Source organism: Geodermatophilus sp. SYSU D00703 (assembly GCF_054050155.1).
The window spans coordinates 65,891-83,202 of sequence record NZ_JBJGYU010000014.1 but is presented as its reverse complement, the minus strand read 5'-3'; the positions used below and the strand labels follow the sequence as shown (position 1 = coordinate 83,202).

The window sequence follows — 17,312 nt, the reverse complement described above, 5'->3', positions numbered from 1 at the left end:
ACGGCGCCATGACCCGCCTGATCTCGGGGGTCGCCCGCGGACGGCGGCTCAAGGTGCCGGCGTCGGGGGTGCGGCCCACCGGCGACCGCGCCCGCGAGGGCCTGTTCAACAGCCTCTCGACGCTGCTGGACCTCGAAGGGGCCGCGGTCCTGGACCTCTACGCGGGGTCGGGCGCCCTCGGCCTGGAGGCGCTCAGCCGCGGCGCGCAGCAGGTGGTCTTCGTCGAGTCGGGGCCACGGGTGCTGCCTGTGCTGAGGGCCAACCTCGCCGCCGTCGGGCTGCCCGGCGGCCGGGTGGTCGCGGGCTCCGTGCCCACCGTCGTGCAGGGGCCGCCGCCGGCCCGCTTCGACCTCGTGCTCGCCGACCCGCCCTACGCCACGCCGGCGGCGGAGGTGCTCGGCGTGCTCGAGGCGCTGGTCGGGGGCGGCTGGCTGGCCGAGGACGCCGTGGTCGTGGTGGAGCGCCCGGCCCGCGAGGAGCCCTGGGAGTGGCCGACACCCCTGCGCGGACTGCGCGACCGCCGCTACGGGGAGGCCGTGCTCCGGTACGGTCGCTGTCCGTGAGGCGCGCGGTCTGCCCCGGCTCGTTCGACCCGGTCACCAACGGCCACGTCGACGTCATCACGCGGGCGGCCGCGCTCTACGACGAGCTGGTCGTCGCCGTGCTCGTCAACCCCGGCAAGGCCGGCCTGTTCACCGTCGAGGAGCGCATGGAGCTGCTCCGTGACGCGGTCGCCGACCTGCCCACCGTGACCGTCGACAGCTTCCAGGGCCTGCTCGTCGACTACTGCCGCAGCCACGACATCCCGGTGATCGTCAAGGGGCTGCGGGCGGTCAGCGACTTCGAGTACGAGCTGCAGATGGCGCAGATGAACCGGGAGCTGGCCGGCGTCGAGACGCTGTTCGTGCCCACCGCGCCGCAGGTGGGGCACCTGTCCTCGAGCCTGGTCAAGCAGATCGCCACCTTCGGCGGGGACGTCTCCAGCCTCGTCCCCAAGGCCGTGCACACGCGGCTGCTGGCCCACCGTGAGCGGGGGATGTCGTGACCGAGGTCGTGTACCGGCTGTACGAGACCGTCGACGAGCTGAGCAGCGTCATCGAGAACGCCCGCAACGTGCCGATGTCCGGCGGCTCGTGCATCGTGCCGCGCGACGTCCTGCTCGACCTGCTCGACGACCTCCGGGAGAACCTCCCCGAGGAGGTGCACAAGGCCGGCGCCATCGTCGAGCAGCGCACCGAGATCCTCCAGCAGGCCCAGGCCGAGGCCGAGCGGCTGACCGGGCGCACCCGCAGCGAGAGCGAGCAGGCGGTCGGTTCCGCGCGACGGCAGCGGGAGGAGATCCTCGGCACCGCCCGCCGGCAGCGCGACGAACTGCTCGCCCGCGCGCAGGCCGAAGCCGAGGACCTGCTCGCGCAGGCCGAGGCGGAGGCCGAGCGGATCGTGGCGGAGGCCCAGCAGCACGCCGAGGCCGTCCTGGCCGACGCCCAGGCCCAGCACGCCCAGGTCCTCGTCACCGCCCAGGCCGAGCACGAGCAGCTGGTCAGCGAGACCGAGGTCTACCGCAGCGCTCTCGCCCGCGCCGACGAGCTCGGGGCACAGAGCACCGCGGACGCCGCCCGCGTGCGCGCCGAGGTCGACGAGTACGTCGACACCCGGCTGGCCGACTTCGGCACCACCCTGGAGCGGATGCTGCGCTCGGTGGACAAGGCCCGCTCCGCGCTCCGGGAGTAGCAGGACCGCCCGCCGTCCGCGGCCCGGGACGGGGCCGCCGCCGGGTGGGTGGCCTCACCCGGTCGGCCCGGACGGCGTGGTCCGGGCATCGGGTAGGCTTGTCCTCCGGTCCGACCGCCTCCAGGCTCCGCGCCCCGGCCGGCCACCTCCCCGTTGCCTACCGCGAGTACCGACATGCCTGCCGCTCAGCCGCCCCGCTCAGGCGCCGCGTCCCCGGACGCCCGGCGTCCCGCCGCCAACCCCTGGCGCGTGGACCTGCGGGAGCTCGGCCGGCGGGCCGGCTCTCTCCAGGAGCTGGACCTGACCGTCCCGGCCCCCGCGGACTGGAAGGTGGAGCTCATCGGCGTCCCCGAGGGCGCCGAGGTGCACCTGCGCCTCCGGCTGGAGTCGGTGATGGAGGGCGTGCTCGTCTCGGGGGACGTCGACGTCCCCGTCGTCGGCTCGTGCGCCCGCTGCCTGGAGCCGGTCGAGGACAGCCTCGCGCTCGGCGTCCAGGAGCTGTTCGCCTACGAGGGCAGCACGACCGAGGCCACCAGCGACGAGGACGAGGTCCGCCACGTCGAGGGCGACCACGTCGACCTCGAGCCGATGGTCCGCGACCTCGTCGTCCTCAGCCTGCCGCTGGCGCCCACGTGCACCGAGGACTGCTCGGGGCTGTGCGTGGACTGCGGACAGCGGCTCGACGACCTGCCGGCCGACCACACCCACGAGGTGCTCGACCCGCGGTGGGCCGGGCTGGCTCAGCGCTTCGGTGCCTCGCAGGCCGACCGTTCCGACTCCGCACCGGGCACCCCCGGTACGGACAACCCAGAGGAGAACTGACCCGTGGCCGTCCCGAAGCGGAAGATGTCCCGCGCCAACACCCGCATGCGTCGCTCGCAGTGGAAGGCGTCCGCTCCCACGCTCTCGCCGTGCCCCAACCGGGCCTGTGGCGAGCTCAAGCCGCCGCACGCGGCCTGCCCGAACTGCGGTCAGTACCAGGGCCGCCAGGTCCTCTCGGTCTGAGCTCTCCGAGTCGACCCGCCGTGGCGACGCCGGTCACCGGTACTCCGCCCGCCCCGGGCGGGGTGCCCGGCTCGCCCGCCGGGCAGGCGCACGCCGAACGGTCGGCCGCCTGGCTCCGCGACGCCCTGGGCGTCGAGTTGCCCGGCGGCCTCCTGGCGTTGGCGCTGACCCACCGGTCCTACGCCTACGAGAACGGCGGGCTGCCGACCAACGAGCGCCTGGAGTTCCTCGGGGACTCGGTGCTCGGCCTGGTCGTCACCGACGAGCTGTACCGCCGCCACCCCGAGCTGCCCGAGGGCCGGCTGGCCAAGCTGCGCGCCTCGGTGGTCAACATGACCTCGCTGGCCGGGGTGGCGCGGCGGCTGGGAGCCGGCGGGCTGGGCCCGCACCTGCTGCTGGGCCGCGGTGAGGAGACCACCGGCGGCCGGGAGAAGGACTCGATCCTCGCCGACGCGGTGGAGGCGCTGATCGGTGCGGTGCACGTCGGGCTCGGCCTGGACGTGGCGGCGGCCATCGTGCACCGGCTGTTCGACCCGCTGTTGGACCAGGCCGCCACCCGCGGCGCCGGCCTGGACTGGAAGACCAGCCTGCAGGAGCTCGGTGCCGCGCTCGGCCTCGGGGCACCGACCTACGTGGTCGAGGACACCGGCCCCGACCACGCCAAGACGTTCAGCGCGGCCGTCGTCCTCGACGGCACCGTGCGGGGCAGCGGTTCCGGCCGCACGAAGAAGGCCGCCGAGCAGGAGGCCGCCGAGGCCGCGTGGCGGGCGCTGTCGGCGTCCGCGGACGACGCCACCGAGTCGTCGACCGAGGACTGACCCGCCGTGCCCGAGCTGCCCGAGGTCGAGGTGGTGCGGCGCGGCCTGGAGCGCTGGGTCGCCGGGCGCACCGTCGCCACCGTCGAGGTCCACCACCCCCGCGCGGTGCGCCGGCACCTCGAGGGCACCGAGCACTTCGTCGCGGCGCTGACCGGTCGCACGCTCACCGCCGCCCGCCGCCGCGGCAAGTACCTGTGGCTGCCGCTGGCCGAGCCGGACGGCGCCCCGTCCGGCGCGGCGCTCGTCGCGCACCTGGGGATGAGCGGGCAGCTGCTGGTCGAGAAGCCCTCCCAGCCCGGCGAGACGCACCTGCGGGCGCGCGTCACCTTCACCGACGGCGGCCGCGAGCTGCGCTTCGTCGACCAGCGCACGTTCGGCGGGCTGGCCGTCGAAGACGGTGCTGCGGACGGTGGGCTGCCGCCGCGGCTGGCGCACATCGCCATCGACCCGCTCGACGACTCCTTCGACACCGCCGGCTTCAGCGCGGCGCTGCGGCGCCGCCGGACCGAGGTCAAGCGGGCCCTGCTGGACCAGACGCTGATCGGCGGGATCGGCAACATCTACGCAGACGAGGCGCTGTGGCGGGCGCGCCTGCACGGCGCCCGCCCCACCGACAAGCTGACCCGGGGCCAGGTCGAGGACCTGCTCGCCGGCGTCCGCGACGTCCTGGGCGAGGCCCTGGCGCAGGGCGGGACCTCCTTCGACTCGCTGTACGTCGACGTGAACGGCCAGAGCGGGTACTTCTCCCGGTTCCTCGCCGTCTACGGCCAAAGGGACCGGCCCTGCCCGCGGTGCGGGACGCCGGTGGTCCGGGAGTCGTTCATGAACCGGTCGAGCTACAGCTGCCCCTCCTGCCAGCCGCGGCCTCGCACGTCCCCCGCCCGCCCACGCCGTCCGGCGGCCGGGGCGGGCCGGTCGTGACGCGCCGCGCCGTCGCCGTGGTGTCCGGCTCCGTGCAGGGGGTCGGCTACCGCTGGTTCGTGCGCGGTCGGGCCGAGGCCGCCGGGCTGGCCGGCTCGGCGACCAACCTCCCGGACGGCCGGGTCGAGGTCGTGCTCGAGGGGGCGGACGACGCGGTGGCCGCCGTCCTGGCCGATCTGGACGGTCCGCGGGCGCCCGGAGCGGTGACGCGGGTCGACGTCCGGGACGAGCCGACGCGCGGGAGTACCGGCTTCACCACGGCGTGACGAACGCGACACCTCCCCGACACGTGACCTGTGCAGAGTCGCCGTTGACCTGCGTGACCTGGCCTGTCACCCTGGAACACACGGACCGCGCCGACCGTCGACCGGGGCGCAGGTCATCCCTCAACGCAGTCGAAAGGCCGTTATCGCCATGGCCAAGGCCCTGTTCGGTCACGTAGTGCCCTCCGCGGAACTCCGAGCAGTCGAGGAGAACGCCGTCCTGCGGGCCAAGGTGCGTCGGCTGGAGCAGGAACTGCAGGAACTGCGCGCCCAGCGCGACGCGTCCATCGCCCACGAGCTGCTGAGCCTGGCCGGAGACAACGCCGAGCCCGCCCTCGCCTGATCTCGTAGACCCGTCGGCCCCGTCCGGAGGCTCACCCCGAGCTTGCGAGGGGTGAGGGGGACGGGGTCCTTCCACTCGTGCACCTGTCGAGCCTGACGCTCAAGGGCTTCAAGTCCTTCGCGTCTGCGACGACCCTGCGCCTCGAGCCGGGGATCACCGCGGTCGTCGGTCCCAACGGCTCCGGGAAGTCCAACGTCGTCGACGCCCTCGCCTGGGTCATGGGTGAGCAGGGGGCCAAGAGCCTGCGCGGCGGCAAGATGGAGGACGTCATCTTCGCCGGCACCGCCGGCCGCCCGGCGCTCGGCCGGGCCGAGGTCACCCTCACCATCGACAACGCCGACGGCGCGCTCCCGATCGAGTACACCGAGGTCTCGATCACCCGCCGCATGTACCGCTCGGGCGAGAGCGAGTACGAGATCAACGGCGACAAGGTGCGCCTGCTCGACGTCCAGGAGCTGCTCAGCGACTCCGGCATCGGCCGAGAGATGCACGTCATCGTGGGGCAGGGGCAGCTCGACGCCGTCCTCTCCGGTCGCCCGGAGGACCGCCGCGCCTTCATCGAGGAGGCCGCCGGCGTCCTCAAGCACCGCAAGCGCAAGGAGAAGGCGCTCCGCAAGCTCGACGCGATGCAGGCCAACCTCGACCGGCTCGGGGACCTCACCGCGGAGCTGCGCCGCCAGCTCAAGCCGCTGGGCCGGCAGGCCGAGGTGGCCCGCCGCGCGGCCGGCGTCCAGGCCGACCTGCGCGACGCCCGCCTGCGGCTGCTGGCCGACGACCTCGTGCAGCTGCGCGACGCCCTGGCGAAGGACGTCGCCGACGAGGCCGCCGCGCGGCAGCGGCGGGCCGTCGTCGAGGCCCAGCTCGGCGACGCCGCCCGCCGGGAGGCGGCACTGGAGGCCGAATTGGCCGCCGACGCCCCGCTGCTGAGTTCGGCCCAGGAGACCTGGTACCGGCTGTCCGCGCTGACCGAGCGCTTCCGCGGCGTCGCGCAGCTCGCCGCCGAGCGGCACCGCCACCTGTCGGCCGGGCCGGCCGCGACCACCGTCGGCCGGGACCCCGACCAGCTGGAGGCCGAGGCCGACCGGGTGGCCTCCACCGAGGCCGAGCTCGCCGCCGGGCTGGACGCCGAGCGGGGCCGGCTGGCCGCCGCGGTGACCGCCCGCACCGAGGGGGAGACCGCCCTGGCCGACGCGGAGCGCGCGTGGGTCGCCGCCGCGCGGGCGCTGGCCGACCGCCGCGAGGGCCTGGCGCGGCTGTCCGGGCAGGTCGCCGCCGCCCGCTCGCGGGTGGCGGCCGGCGAGGCGGAGATCGAGCGGCTCACCCTGACCGCCGGGGAGGCCGCCGACCGCGCCGAGGTGGCCGCCGAGCGGCTGGCCGAGCGCCGCGACGAGGTCGCCGACGCCGAGGACACCGACGTCGCCCTGGTGACCGCTCACCAGGACGCCGTCGCCGCGCACGCCGAGGCGGCGACGGCGGTCAGCGAGCTGGCCGCGGCCGAACGGGCCGCCGAGCGGGACCGTGCCTCCTGGCAGGCCCGCCGCGACGCGCTGGCCCTGGGCCTCGCGCCCGCCGACGGCTCGGCGGCGGCGCTGGCGGCCGGCCTGCCGGGCGTGCTGGGTCCGGTGACCGAGCGGCTCACCGTCGAGCCCGGCGCCGAGGTGCCGCTGGCCGCCGCGCTGGCCGGCATGGCCGACGCCCTGGTCGTCGACGGCGTCGCCGAGGCGGCCGCGGTGCTCGCCCACCTCAGGGACGCCGACGGCGGCCGGGCCGGACTCCTGGTCGTGGGCGGTCCGCCGGCGCTGCCCCGCGAGGGCTGGCCGCAGCTGCCCGGGGGCACCCGCTGGGCGCTGGACCTCGTGACCGCGCCCGAGGAGCTGCGCCCTGCGCTGGCCCGGGCGCTGGACCGGGTCGCGGTCGTGCCGGACCTGGCCGCCGCCGTGACGCTCGTGGGCACCCACCCCCGGGTGCGGGCGGTGACCGCCGACGGCGACCTGGTCGGCGCCGACTGGACCGTCGGCGGTCAGGCCAACGCGCCCTCCGGCCTGGAGCTCCGCGCCCGGGTCGACGAGGCCGAGCGAGAGCTGACCACGGCCGCCGCGCGCGCGGCCGACCTCGCCGACCGCCTGGCCGCGGCGCGGGAGACCGCGCGGGCGCGGTCCGCCGACGTCGACGCCACCCTGGCCGCGCGCCAGGCCGCCGACCGCACCCGCTCCGCCGTGGCCGCGCAGCTGGCCGAGCTGGGTGCCGCCGCCCGGTCGGCCGCCGCCGAGGCCGAGCGGTCCGCCGCTGCCCGCGTCCGGGCCGAGCAGGCGCTGGAGCAGGCGCAGGCGGCGCTGACGGAGCTGGAGGGGCGGCTGGCGCACGCCGAGGCCGCGCCGGTGGAGGAGGAGCCCGACCCCACCGAGCGCGACCGGCTCCGCCTGGAGGCCGCCGCTGCCCGGCAGGCGGAGACCGAGGCGCGGCTGGCGGTGCGCACGGCCGAGGAGCGCGCGCGGGCGCTGACCGGCCGCGCCGAGTCGCTGCGCCGCCAGGCCCGCCAGGAGCGGGCCGCGCGCGAGCGGGCCGCGGCCGCCCGGCTGGCCCGGCAGCGGGGCGCGCAGGTGGCCGCCCGCGTGCGTGCCGGGGCCGACGCCGCGCTCACCGCCCTGGCGACCAGCCTCGCCCGCGCCGCCGCCGAGCGCGACGAGCTGGCCCGGGTCCGCACCGCCCGCGAGGCCGAGCTCCTCGAGGTCCGGACCGCGGTCCGCGCGGCCACCGCCGAGCTGGAGCGGCTGACCGACGAGGTGCACCGCGACGAGGTCGCCCGCGCAGAGCAGCGCTACCGGATCGAGGCGCTCGAGGGTCGGGCCGCCGAGGAGTACGGCGTGGACCTGCCCACGCTGCTCGCCGAGTACGGCCCGGCCGCGCCGGTGCCGCCCACCCCCGCCCAGGTCGCCGCGGCGCAGGCGGCGGGCGAGCCGGAGCCGCAGCCCGTGCCCTACGACCGCGCCGCGCAGGAGCGCCGGGCCGCCCAGGCCGAGCGCGACCTGGCCACCCTCGGCAAGGTCAACCCGCTGGCCCTGGAGGAGTTCGCGGCCCTGGAGGAGCGGCACTCCTTCCTGGCGACGCAGTTGGAGGACCTCAAGGCCACCCGCCGCGACCTGCTCACCGTCGTCCGCGAGGTCGACGAGCGGATCCACGACGTCTTCGCCTCGGCCTTCGCCGACGTGCAGCGGGAGTTCGAGCAGGTCTTCGCGACCCTGTTCCCCGGCGGCTCGGGCCGGCTGTACCTGACCGACCCGGAGGACCTGCTCACCACCGGCGTCGAGGTCGAGGCGCGCCCGCCGGGCAAGAAGGTCAAGCGGCTGTCCCTGCTCTCCGGCGGTGAACGGTCGCTGACCGCCGTCGCCCTGCTGGTGGCGATCTTCCGCGCCCGGCCCTCGCCGTTCTACGTCCTCGACGAGGTGGAGGCGGCGCTGGACGACGTCAACCTCGGCCGGCTGCTGACCCTCGTCGAGCAGCTGCGGGCGACCTCGCAGCTGATCGTCATCACCCACCAGAAGCGGACGATGGAGATCGCCGACGCCCTGTACGGGGTGAGCATGCGCGGCGACGGGATCACCGGCGTGATCAGCCAGCGCCTCCGCGAGGCCGAGGCCGAACCCGCCTGACGGACCCCGTCCTCCCCACCCCTCGCAGGCTCAGGGCGGGCCCCGGGACGGGGCCTCGAAGGTCAGCTGTCCGTCGGCATCTCCAGGTCGACGACCAGCGGCAGGTGGTCCGACGCGCCGGCACCGTCGAGCACCCGCGCCGCGGCGACGGCGATCCCCGGGGTGACCCAGACGTGGTCGATCCGCTTGTGCGGGCTGCGCGCCGGGTGGGTGTGGCCCTCGTCGTGCTGCCAGAACTTCCACCCGGCCCGGTCGTCGCGGTCGCGGGCGAGCTCCCAGGCGTCGGCGAACCGCTCGCGCAGGACGGCCAGCTCGGGGGCGTCGGGCTCGGCGTTGAAGTCACCCACGAGGACGGCCGGCTCCTGTGGGTCGGTGTGCAGGCCCGCGAGCGTCTTGGCCTGCGCCGCCCGCTGCTCGGCCGGGTGGGTGGACAGGTGCGTCGTGGTCACCCACAGCGCCCCGCCGCCGAGGGCCACCCGGGCGCGCAGGGCGCTGCGCGGCTCGCCGTCCCCCGGCAGCCGGTGGACGGCGCTGGACCGGATCGGCCGCCGCGACAGCAGCGCGTTGCCGTACTGCCGGCGCATGGTCTTCTCGTCGCCGCGCGGCTGGTCGATGGCCGGGCCCCAGGCGAGCTCCATGTCCAGCGCCTGCGACAGCAGCACCGCCTGGTCGACGTCCTCGCTGCGGTCGCTGAAGTGCCGGTCCACCTCCTGGAGGCAGACGACGTCGGCGTCGACCGCCGCGATCACCTTGGCCAGCCGGGCGAGGTCGTGCCGGCCGTCGTCCCCGACGGCGTGGTGGGTGTTGAAGGTGGCCAGCCGCAGCCGGATCGGGGACCGTCCGGGGCCGGGCGCGGGTCGGGTCACCCGTTCAGCCTGTCACCTCCGCGGGAACGGGGCCGGACAGCGGCAGGTCGGCGACCTCGCGCAGGGAGTCGTGCCCGTTCCGGTCGCGCTCGGCCACGAACAGCCGGAAGTGCGCCTCGCGGTCGTGGAGCACCAGCTCGCCGAGCTGGTTGCCGAACCAGGGGCCGGTCACCTTGGCCCAGTCCAGCTCGGAGGGCTGCACCCGGCCCAGCCGGGCGAGCCCGGTGGTGAGCCGTCGCGCCCAGCGGCTCCAGCCCATCCGGAACCCCACCTTGATCGGGTGCGGTGCCTGGTTGTGCAGCGGGGAGACGGTCAGCTGGTGCACCCGGGTGGTCAGCCCGCCCGGCTGCACCAGCTCGGCGGCGTAGGCGTGGTGGACGTCGCCGGAGAGCACGAGCGTGGTCGCCGGCGCGCGCCCCTGCTCCCCGCGGGCGATCGCCACCACCGCGCGGCCCAGCCGCTCGAAGGAGTCGCCGAACGCCGCCCAGTGCTCGAGGTCTGCGGCCTGCCGCAGCTTCTCCGACAGCCGGCCGACCGGACCGCCGAGGTGCCGCCGGTTGAGCGTCTCGTTCCACCGCTCGATCCCGTGGATGGCGTGCGGCAGCAGCCAGGGCAGCGAGGTGCCGAGGACGAGGTGCTCGACGCCCTCGTCGACGGCGCGGCGCATCGCCGCCTCCACCCAGGCGAACTCGTCGTCGTCGAGCATCTTGCGGTCGCGCTCGTCGAGCACCCGGCCGGCGCGGCTGTCCACCATGATCATCCGCGCCTCGCCCCAGTGGCGCACGAAGCTCCAGCGGACCGACCGCGGGTCGGTGTCGGCGGCGCGCGCCATCGCCCGCAGCTCCGGGTCGGCGTCGCCGACGGAGTTCTGCACCGCCTGCCAGGTCCGGTTCTCCGCCAGCTCCTGCGGACTGAGGTTGCCCAGGTGCTGGTAGACCCAGTAGCTGACCAGCCCGCCCGCGATCCGCCCCTCCCACCAGTCCTCGCCGGTGGTCTCCCGGCGCCAGGCGGCGGAGGTGTTCCAGTCGTCGATCATCTCGTGGTCGTCGAAGATCATCGACGACGGGATCGTCGACAGCAGCCAGCGGACCTGGGGATCGCTCCACGACTCCGCGTAGAGCCGGGTGTACTCCTCGTAGTCGGCCACCTGGCTGCCCTCGGGGGTGTGCGCGTTGCGGCGCAGCGCCAGCCACCTGCGGGTCGCCGTCGTGAGCTCGTCGGCGTACACCTGGTCGCCGAGCAGGACCAGGGCGTCGGGCCAGGTGTCCTCCGGCTCGTCGGCCAGTCGCGCGGCGTAGGTGTCCAGGGCGTCGGGCGGGATGCCCTCGCTCGCGTCGACGGTGCTGGGCGTGGCGTACCGGCAGGAGCCGAAGGCGATCCGGAAGGGACCGGGCCGGCCGGGGGTGCGGATCCGGCTGGCCGGGAGGCGCGAGGTCGGCTCCGGCCACACCCGCTCGCCGTCGAGGCGCACCTCGTAGGGCGTCGTGCTGCCCGGCTCGAGGCCCTCGACGACGACCAGGGCGTAGTAGTGCCCGCTCACGGCGAAGGTGCGGGCCCGCCGGCCCAGGACCTCCACCTCGCACGGACGGTCGGTCTCCACCCAGACCGTCGCCGACACCGGGTCGACGTGGCGCAGCAGCGGACCGAGGAGGAGGACCGGGGACTCCCGGCCGGGCAGGGGCATGCCGGACAGGGTGGCCCACGGACCTGCGCATCGCCCACCCCGGCCCGCACGGGTGCTGGGAGACTGGGAGCCATGGAGTTCGTGCTGATCGCGGTCGCGATCGTCGTCGTCGCCCTGGTCCTCGGGATCAGCCTCCTGGTCGGTCGCGGCCGGCGGACCACCCGCCTGGACGAGGACGCCGCCGCCGGCACGACGCTGACCCGGCCGCGCCCGCCGGCACCGCCGCGCCCGGCCGAGCCCGCTCCACCCGTCGACACCACCGCGCCCGCCGAGCAGACCCAGCCGGACACGGTGCAGCCGGAGGCGCCGCCCACGCCCCTGCCGCCGGCCGAGCCCGAGCCGGGGCTGGTCTTCGAGACCCCGCCGCCGTCGGCGGGCCGCCTGGTCCGGCTGCGCTCACGGCTGGCCCGCTCGCAGTCCTCGCTCGGCCGCGGCCTGCTGACCGTCCTCGCCCGCGAGCGGCTGACCGAGGACGACTGGGAGGAGATCGAGGAGACCCTGCTGGCCGCGGACGTCGGCGTCGCCGCGACCCAGCAGATCGTCGACCGGCTGCGGACGCAGTCGATGGTGCTGGCCACCGCGTCGGGCGCGCAGCTGCGTCAGCTGCTGGTCCGGGAGCTGACCGCCGTCCTCGGCCCCGACCTGGACCGCACGCTGCACGTCGACCGGCACGAGGGCCGGCCCGGCGTCGCCCTGGTCGTCGGCGTCAACGGCGCGGGCAAGACCACCACCGTCGGCAAGATCGCCCGGGTGCTCGTCGGCGACGGCCGGAGCGTGGTGCTAGGGGCGGCCGACACCTTCCGCGCCGCCGCGGCCGACCAGCTCGAGACGTGGGGCGAGCGGGTCGGCGTCCTGACCGTGCGGGGCCGCGAGGGCGCCGACCCGGCGTCGGTGGCCTTCGAGGCGGCGCGCACCGGTGTGGAGGCCGAGGTCGACACCGTGGTGGTCGACACCGCCGGCCGGCTGCACACCAAGGGCGGCCTCATGGACGAGCTGGGCAAGATCAAGCGGGTCGTGGAGAAGGTGTGCCCGGTCACCGAGGTGCTGCTCGTCCTGGACGCGACGACCGGTCAGAACGGCGTCGTCCAGGCCCGGGTGTTCACCGAGGCCGTCGACGTCACCGGCGTCGTCCTGACCAAGCTCGACGGCACGGCCAAGGGCGGCATCGTCGTCTCCGTGCAGCGCGAGCTGGGCATCCCGGTGAAGCTGGTCGGGCTGGGGGAGGGCGCCGACGACCTGGCGCCGTTCGAGCCGGAGGCGTTCGCCGAGGCGCTGGTCGGCGGCGCCGACTGACCCTGGTGAGCACGGAGGCCCGGCCCGCACCCGCGGTCCGGGCCTCCGCCGTCTGACGGGCCCGCACCTGGACCGGTGCACACGTCGCGGTCCCGCCGCCTGGGCCCCCCGACCGGAGGGGTCCCTCACCCGACCGTGCCGGACCCTCCCTGTGACGTCCGTCGACTGCCGTGTTTCGTGACGTCGAGTGATCGCGACCGGGCGAAGCGGTAGCGGTCGACCGTCACCCCCTCGTGGCCGGCGTCCCCCGGTCAGGCGATACCGACCGACCTCGATGACTACATAGCGTCACCCCCAGCACGGGGGATGCTCGATCGAGCAGTGCACGAGCTGTCGCGTCAACGTCGACGGTCACGGTGAGTAGCGCGGCGTCTGGCCGCCCCCGTAACGCACCGTCACCGGTCCGAGAGGCCGGTGACCGGACCCGGGGGAAACACCACCGTGACAGCAACGCTGCAACCTGCGCCCGTCCGCTCGGACGGCGCCGGTCGACCGAGCCGGCAACGCGCCGGCGGCCCGTGGGCGCGGGTGCCCGGCCGCATGCCGGAACCCGGCCGGGAGAGGGTCGTCGTCCTCGTGCCGGCGCACGACGAGGCGGCCTCGATCGCCCAGACCCTCAGCTGCGTCCTCGACCAGGAGCGCGTGCCCGACCTGGTGGTCGTCGTCGCGAACAACTGCACCGACGACACCGCCGAGATCGCGGCCCGTTTCCCTGCGCCCGTCCTCGTGCTCGACGTGACGGTGCCTCGCTCGCACGGCAAGTCGCGAGCGCTGAACCTGGCCTGGCGCGAGCACTGCCAGGACGCCGACGTCGTCGTGTGCCTGGACGCGGACACCGCACTGCCGCGCAACGCCATCGGGGACTGGGTCGCCGAGTTCCACGCCGACCCCACCCTCGCCGGGTCCAGCTCGAAGTTCACGATGCCGGGCAGGGACCTCCTCACCCGGCTGCAGCGGGCGGAGTTCGCCCGGTGGACCGACACGTCGCTGCGCCGGGGCTGGACCTCGGTGCTGGCCGGAACGGGGTGCGCCGTCCGTCAGGACGCCCTCCGCGCGGTCGTGGAGAGCGACGGCCGGGACGGACCCTGGTCCTACCGCTCGCAGGTCGAGGACTTCGAGCTGACCTACCGCATCCGGCAGCGGGGGTGGCGGTGTCACGTGTCGCCGACGGTGCGCGCCTACACCGACAGCATGAAGACGCTGCGCGCGCTGTGGGGGCAGCGGATGAAGTGGCAGGTCGGCACGGTCGAGGACCTCATGGCCTTCGGGCTGAACCGGCGCACCCTGCTCGACTGGCGCCAGCAGTTCGCCGGGCTCGCGGCCGCTGTCTGCCGCGTCGGCTGGATCGGGGTCACCATCGTGGCCCTGGCGCTCGGCGTCTTCACGTTCCACCCCGTGTGGCTCCTCCTGACGGCGCTGTTCGTCGCCAACGACGTCCGCCAGTCGTTGCTGATCCCGCACCGCGACCGTCTCGACGTCGTCCTGGCCCTGCTCCTGCTGCCGCAGGAGCTGTTCGCCTGGATGCGCGCCGGCTGGTTCACCGCCGCCTGGTTCGAGGTGCTGGTCGGACGCGTCACCCACCGCTCACGGGACCGGTGGGCCCTGCAGTACCGAGCCGAAGGAGCATGACGTGTACGGACAGCAGACGACCGCCGCCGGCGGGACCGCGGTGATGGCCTACTCCGGCCTGAACGCGGCCTGGTACGTCACCGCAGCCATCGGGCTGGTCTTCGCGGCGTTCACGCTGGTGCAGCTGGTGCGCCGGCGGGGGCCGGCCCGCCCCTGACCCGGGCCGGTCGCGCCGGGCAGGGGTCGGGTCAGGGCACCGCGCGGGGGTCGAACCCGTAGGGCAGCTCGAGCCGGTGGCGGTTGAGCAGGTCGGCGTCGGCGAGCAGCTCGCGGGTCGGCCCGTCGGCGACCACGACACCGCCGTCCAGCACGACCGAGCGCGGGCACAGCTGCAGGGCGTAGGGCAGGTCGTGCGTGACCATCAGCATCGTCACCGGCAGGGACTCCAGCACCTCGGCCAGCTCCCGGCGGCCGGCCGGGTCGAGGTTGGACGACGGCTCGTCGAGCACCAGGATCTCCGGGTGCATCGACAGCACCGTGGCCACGGCGACCCGCCGGCGCTGCCCGAACGAGAGGTGGTGCGGCGGGCGGTCGGCGGCGCCGGTCATCCCCACCTGCTCCAGCGCCGCGGCCACCCGGGCGGCGACCTCCGCCTCGGGCAGGCCGAGGTTGCGCGGGCCGAACGCGACGTCCTCGCCGACGGTGGGCATGAACAGCTGGTCGTCGGGGTCCTGGAAGACGATGCCGACCCGCCGCCGGATCTCCTGCAGGTGCCGCTGGCCGACCGGCAGCCCGGCGACGGTCACCGCGCCCCGCCCGCCCCGCAGGATGCCGTTGAGGTGCAGCACCAGCGTGGTCTTGCCCGCGCCGTTCGGGCCGAGCAGGGCCACCCGCTCGCCCTGCTCGATCCGCAGGTCCACCCCGAACAGGGCCTGGTGGCCGTCGGGGTAGGCGAAGGCGAGGTCGTCCACGAGGAGGGACGGCGGTGCGCTCACGGGCCCGCCTCGCCGGCGCTGCTCGGTCGCGTGACCGGCGCTGTCGTGCCCACTGGTTCGCTCGCGAGCTCGCTCACCCGAGCAGCAGACCAGACGCCAGGACGGCGCCGGCAGCCACGGGGAGGGCGAGGGCGGCCACCCACGCCTGCGCGGGCACCGCGGCGTCCGGGCCCGTCGGCATCCGGCCGGTGTAACCGCGCGACAGCATCGCCAGGTGCACCCGCTCGCCGCGCTCGTAGGAGCGGATGAACAGCGAGCCGGCCGCCGGGCCCAGCACCCGCAGCGCGCCGAGGTGCCGGCCGCGGAACCCGCGGGACTCCCGGGCCACGCGCATCCGCCGCAGCTCGCCGCCGACCACGTCGGCGTACCGGAACATGAACATGAGGATCTGCACGAGCACCGACGGCAGCCGCAGCCGCTCCAGCCCGCGCAGCAGCGCCCGCGGCTCGGTGGTCGCCGCGAGGACGGTCGCGGCCAGGACCGACAGCGTCGCCTTGGCCAGCAGCCCACCGGCGGCCACCAGCCCGCTCTGCGACAGGGAGAGGCCGGCGACCTCGATCCGCGGCCCCTGCGCCACCACCGGCAGGAGCAGGGCGAACAGCACGAACGGGGTCTCCACGGCCAGGCCGCGGGCCAGCCGTCCCGGCCGCACGCCGGCGACGGCCGCGGCCCCCAGCACCAGCACCAGGTAGCCCGCGTAGGCGGCCCACGCCCACCCCGCGTGCACCGGCGTGGCGACCACGACGATCGCGAAGCCGAGGACCGCGACCAGCTTCAGGTGCGGCTCGAGCCGGTGCACCGGGCTGTCCCCGGCGACGTAGGCGGCGCCCAGCGCGCCGCCGTGCCCGGCGCCCACGTCAGGCGGTCGTGTCGGCGGTGTCCCGGCCGCGCCGGCGCACCACCAGGGTCAGCCCGCCGGCGACCAGCAGCGTGACGGTGACACCGATGACCCCGGCCAGCCCGCCGGAGAGCCGGCCGTCGTCGACGCCGGCGACGGCGTAGTCGGCCAGCGGGGAGTCCGCCGTGGCGCTGTCGCGGGCCGTGCCGAGGAAGCCCTCCTGCTCGGCCGACCACTCCAGGCCGTCGGGGTGCGAGCTCGCGTAGAAGCTCCCGACCCCGGCCACGAGCAGCGCGACCAGCAGGCCGACGAGCAGGAGGCCGCGGGTCCGCCGCGACGTGGTCATCGGACACCTCCGGCGGGCGTGGTGGGACGGGGGGCCAGCACCGTGGCGGCGCGCAGCGAGCGCGCGCCCCGCACGAGGTCCGGCCGGACGGCGAGGACGGCGGCGAGGACCGCGACGGTGATCAGCGCCTCGCCGATGCCGATGAGCACGTGGATGCCACCCATCGTACCGGCGACGGTGCCGACCGGGACGTCGGCGACGCCGCCCACCGCGAACAGCGCGACGAACGCCAGCGCCGCTGCGGGCACCGAGAGGAACGCGCCCACGCCCGCGGCGGCGAGCACCCCGGTGCGGGTCCGCGGCAGGACGGCGGACAGCAGCCGGAAGACGCCGTACGCGACGCCGACCGCGACCAGGGCCATCAGGGTCACGTTGGTGCCGAGCGCGGTCAGCCCGCCGTCGGCGAACAGCACGGCCTGCACCAGCAACACGACGGTCATGCACAGCACCGCCGTCCAGGGGCCGACGAGGACGGCGGTGAGCGCGCCGCCGATGAGGTGTCCGCTGGTGCCGGCACCGACCGGGAAGTTCATCATCTGGACGGCGAAGACGAAGGCCGCGGTGAGCCCGGCGAGGGGAGCGGTGCGCTCGTCGAGTTCGTTGCGCGCACCCCGCAGGGCCAGTGCCACCCCGCCCGCGGCCACGGCGCCGGTCGCCACGGACGTGGGTGCGTCGAGGAACCCGTCGGGGACGTGCACGCTGCCTCCTCGCGGACGGAGGCCGCCCAGGATCGGACGGCCGGCCCCGACCTTATTGCACGTCGTTGGCAGGTGCACATGGCTTGCAACAAGCCTGCGGACCTGTGGCGGAGGCCACCGGGAGGGGGCGCGCAACACGGCTGGAACACGACGGCTGGACACGCGGACCGGAGTTCACCGTCCGGAAACAGTGCCGTGCCGCCGGGCGAAACAGGCGGGCGGCACCGTGAACGCCACGTCGCCCCTCCCCGGAGGAGCGCCGCTCCAGCCCCTCGGCCCGGGGTGATCCCAC

General features: G+C 75.6%; 19 protein-coding genes. 13 read left to right on the top strand and 6 right to left on the bottom strand.

The annotated features are described in order from the left end of the window. Window positions 1-8: 8 nt before the first annotated feature. From rsmD to smc, 10 genes are all read left to right on the top strand, one after another. Window positions 9-563, top strand: coding sequence for a 16S rRNA (guanine(966)-N(2))-methyltransferase RsmD (gene rsmD, locus ACI782_RS15055; protein ID WP_456910550.1), 555 nt, complete (start codon window positions 9-11; stop codon window positions 561-563). Further along, window positions 560-1,045: a pantetheine-phosphate adenylyltransferase gene (gene coaD / locus ACI782_RS15050; RefSeq protein WP_456910548.1), complete on the top strand. Its 486-nt coding sequence runs from the start codon at window positions 560-562 to the stop codon at window positions 1,043-1,045. The genes rsmD and coaD overlap by 4 nt, the downstream gene beginning before the upstream one ends. After that, complete coding sequence (locus ACI782_RS15045; protein ID WP_456910546.1) at window positions 1,042-1,731, top strand: hypothetical protein; 690 nt, start codon at window positions 1,042-1,044, stop codon at window positions 1,729-1,731. The genes coaD and ACI782_RS15045 overlap by 4 nt, the downstream gene beginning before the upstream one ends. Before the next feature lie 249 nt (window positions 1,732-1,980). Continuing rightward, window positions 1,981-2,553 carry a YceD family protein gene (locus tag ACI782_RS15040; RefSeq protein ID WP_456910544.1) on the top strand — a complete coding sequence of 191 codons (573 nt, stop codon included), beginning with the start codon at window positions 1,981-1,983 and terminating at the stop codon, window positions 2,551-2,553. Window positions 2,554-2,556: 3 nt separating this feature from the next. Beyond that, the gene (rpmF, locus tag ACI782_RS15035; RefSeq protein ID WP_456910542.1) at window positions 2,557-2,736 is read left to right on the top strand and encodes a 50S ribosomal protein L32; all 180 of its coding nucleotides are present in this window, start codon (window positions 2,557-2,559) and stop codon (window positions 2,734-2,736) included. 62 nt (window positions 2,737-2,798) lie between these two features. Continuing rightward, window positions 2,799-3,554, top strand: coding sequence for a ribonuclease III (rnc, locus tag ACI782_RS15030; RefSeq protein WP_456910540.1), 756 nt, complete (start codon window positions 2,799-2,801; stop codon window positions 3,552-3,554). 6 nt (window positions 3,555-3,560) lie between these two features. After that, window positions 3,561-4,475 (top strand): bifunctional DNA-formamidopyrimidine glycosylase/DNA-(apurinic or apyrimidinic site) lyase, encoded by a 915-nt coding sequence (gene mutM, locus ACI782_RS15025; RefSeq protein WP_456910538.1) that lies wholly within the window; start codon window positions 3,561-3,563, stop codon window positions 4,473-4,475. Continuing rightward, a complete protein-coding gene (locus ACI782_RS15020) occupies window positions 4,472-4,741 on the top strand; it encodes an acylphosphatase (RefSeq protein WP_456910536.1) in 270 nt (89 codons plus the stop codon). Before mutM ends, ACI782_RS15020 begins: the two co-directional genes overlap by 4 nt. Before the next feature lie 148 nt (window positions 4,742-4,889). Beyond that, the gene (locus tag ACI782_RS15015) at window positions 4,890-5,081 is read left to right on the top strand and encodes a hypothetical protein (RefSeq protein WP_456910535.1); all 192 of its coding nucleotides are present in this window, start codon (window positions 4,890-4,892) and stop codon (window positions 5,079-5,081) included. 77 nt (window positions 5,082-5,158) lie between these two features. Continuing rightward, the gene (gene smc / locus ACI782_RS15010; RefSeq protein ID WP_456910534.1) at window positions 5,159-8,731 is read left to right on the top strand and encodes a chromosome segregation protein SMC; all 3,573 of its coding nucleotides are present in this window, start codon (window positions 5,159-5,161) and stop codon (window positions 8,729-8,731) included. Between the two features lie 62 nt (window positions 8,732-8,793). Here smc and ACI782_RS15005 read toward each other — a convergent pair whose 3' ends face one another. Both ACI782_RS15005 and ACI782_RS15000 read right to left on the bottom strand, forming a co-directional pair. Beyond that, window positions 8,794-9,597, bottom strand: coding sequence for an endonuclease/exonuclease/phosphatase family protein (locus tag ACI782_RS15005; RefSeq protein ID WP_456910533.1), 804 nt, complete (start codon window positions 9,595-9,597; stop codon window positions 8,794-8,796). Window positions 9,598-9,601: 4 nt separating this feature from the next. Next, complete coding sequence (locus ACI782_RS15000) at window positions 9,602-11,281, bottom strand: alkaline phosphatase D family protein (protein ID WP_456910532.1); 1,680 nt, start codon at window positions 11,279-11,281, stop codon at window positions 9,602-9,604. Window positions 11,282-11,353: 72 nt separating this feature from the next. Here ACI782_RS15000 and ftsY point away from each other — a divergent pair, with 72 nt between their 5' ends. The 3 genes from ftsY (at window position 11,354) to ACI782_RS14985 (ending at window position 14,360) form a co-directional block, all read left to right on the top strand. After that, complete coding sequence (gene ftsY, locus ACI782_RS14995) at window positions 11,354-12,574, top strand: signal recognition particle-docking protein FtsY (RefSeq protein ID WP_456910531.1); 1,221 nt, start codon at window positions 11,354-11,356, stop codon at window positions 12,572-12,574. Between the two features lie 540 nt (window positions 12,575-13,114). Further along, complete coding sequence (locus ACI782_RS14990) at window positions 13,115-14,203, top strand: glycosyltransferase (RefSeq protein ID WP_456910530.1); 1,089 nt, start codon at window positions 13,115-13,117, stop codon at window positions 14,201-14,203. 1 nt (window position 14,204) lies between these two features. After that, window positions 14,205-14,360, top strand: a complete 156-nt coding sequence (locus ACI782_RS14985; protein ID WP_456910529.1) for a hypothetical protein — start codon at window positions 14,205-14,207, stop codon at window positions 14,358-14,360. A gap of 31 nt (window positions 14,361-14,391) precedes the next feature. Here the strand turns inward: ACI782_RS14985 and ACI782_RS14980 are convergent, their stop codons facing one another. The 4 genes from ACI782_RS14980 to ACI782_RS14965 form a co-directional block, all read right to left on the bottom strand. Then, window positions 14,392-15,138 (bottom strand): energy-coupling factor ABC transporter ATP-binding protein, encoded by a 747-nt coding sequence (locus tag ACI782_RS14980; protein WP_456910527.1) that lies wholly within the window; start codon window positions 15,136-15,138, stop codon window positions 14,392-14,394. Window positions 15,139-15,211: 73 nt separating this feature from the next. Next, window positions 15,212-15,994, bottom strand: a complete 783-nt coding sequence (gene cbiQ, locus ACI782_RS14975) for a cobalt ECF transporter T component CbiQ (RefSeq protein ID WP_456910525.1) — start codon at window positions 15,992-15,994, stop codon at window positions 15,212-15,214. 1 nt (window position 15,995) lies between these two features. Further along, complete coding sequence (locus tag ACI782_RS14970) at window positions 15,996-16,322, bottom strand: PDGLE domain-containing protein (RefSeq protein ID WP_456910524.1); 327 nt, start codon at window positions 16,320-16,322, stop codon at window positions 15,996-15,998. After that, window positions 16,319-17,020: an energy-coupling factor ABC transporter permease gene (locus ACI782_RS14965; RefSeq protein WP_456910522.1), complete on the bottom strand. Its 702-nt coding sequence runs from the start codon at window positions 17,018-17,020 to the stop codon at window positions 16,319-16,321. The genes ACI782_RS14970 and ACI782_RS14965 overlap by 4 nt, the downstream gene beginning before the upstream one ends. Window positions 17,021-17,312 lie beyond the last annotated feature (292 nt).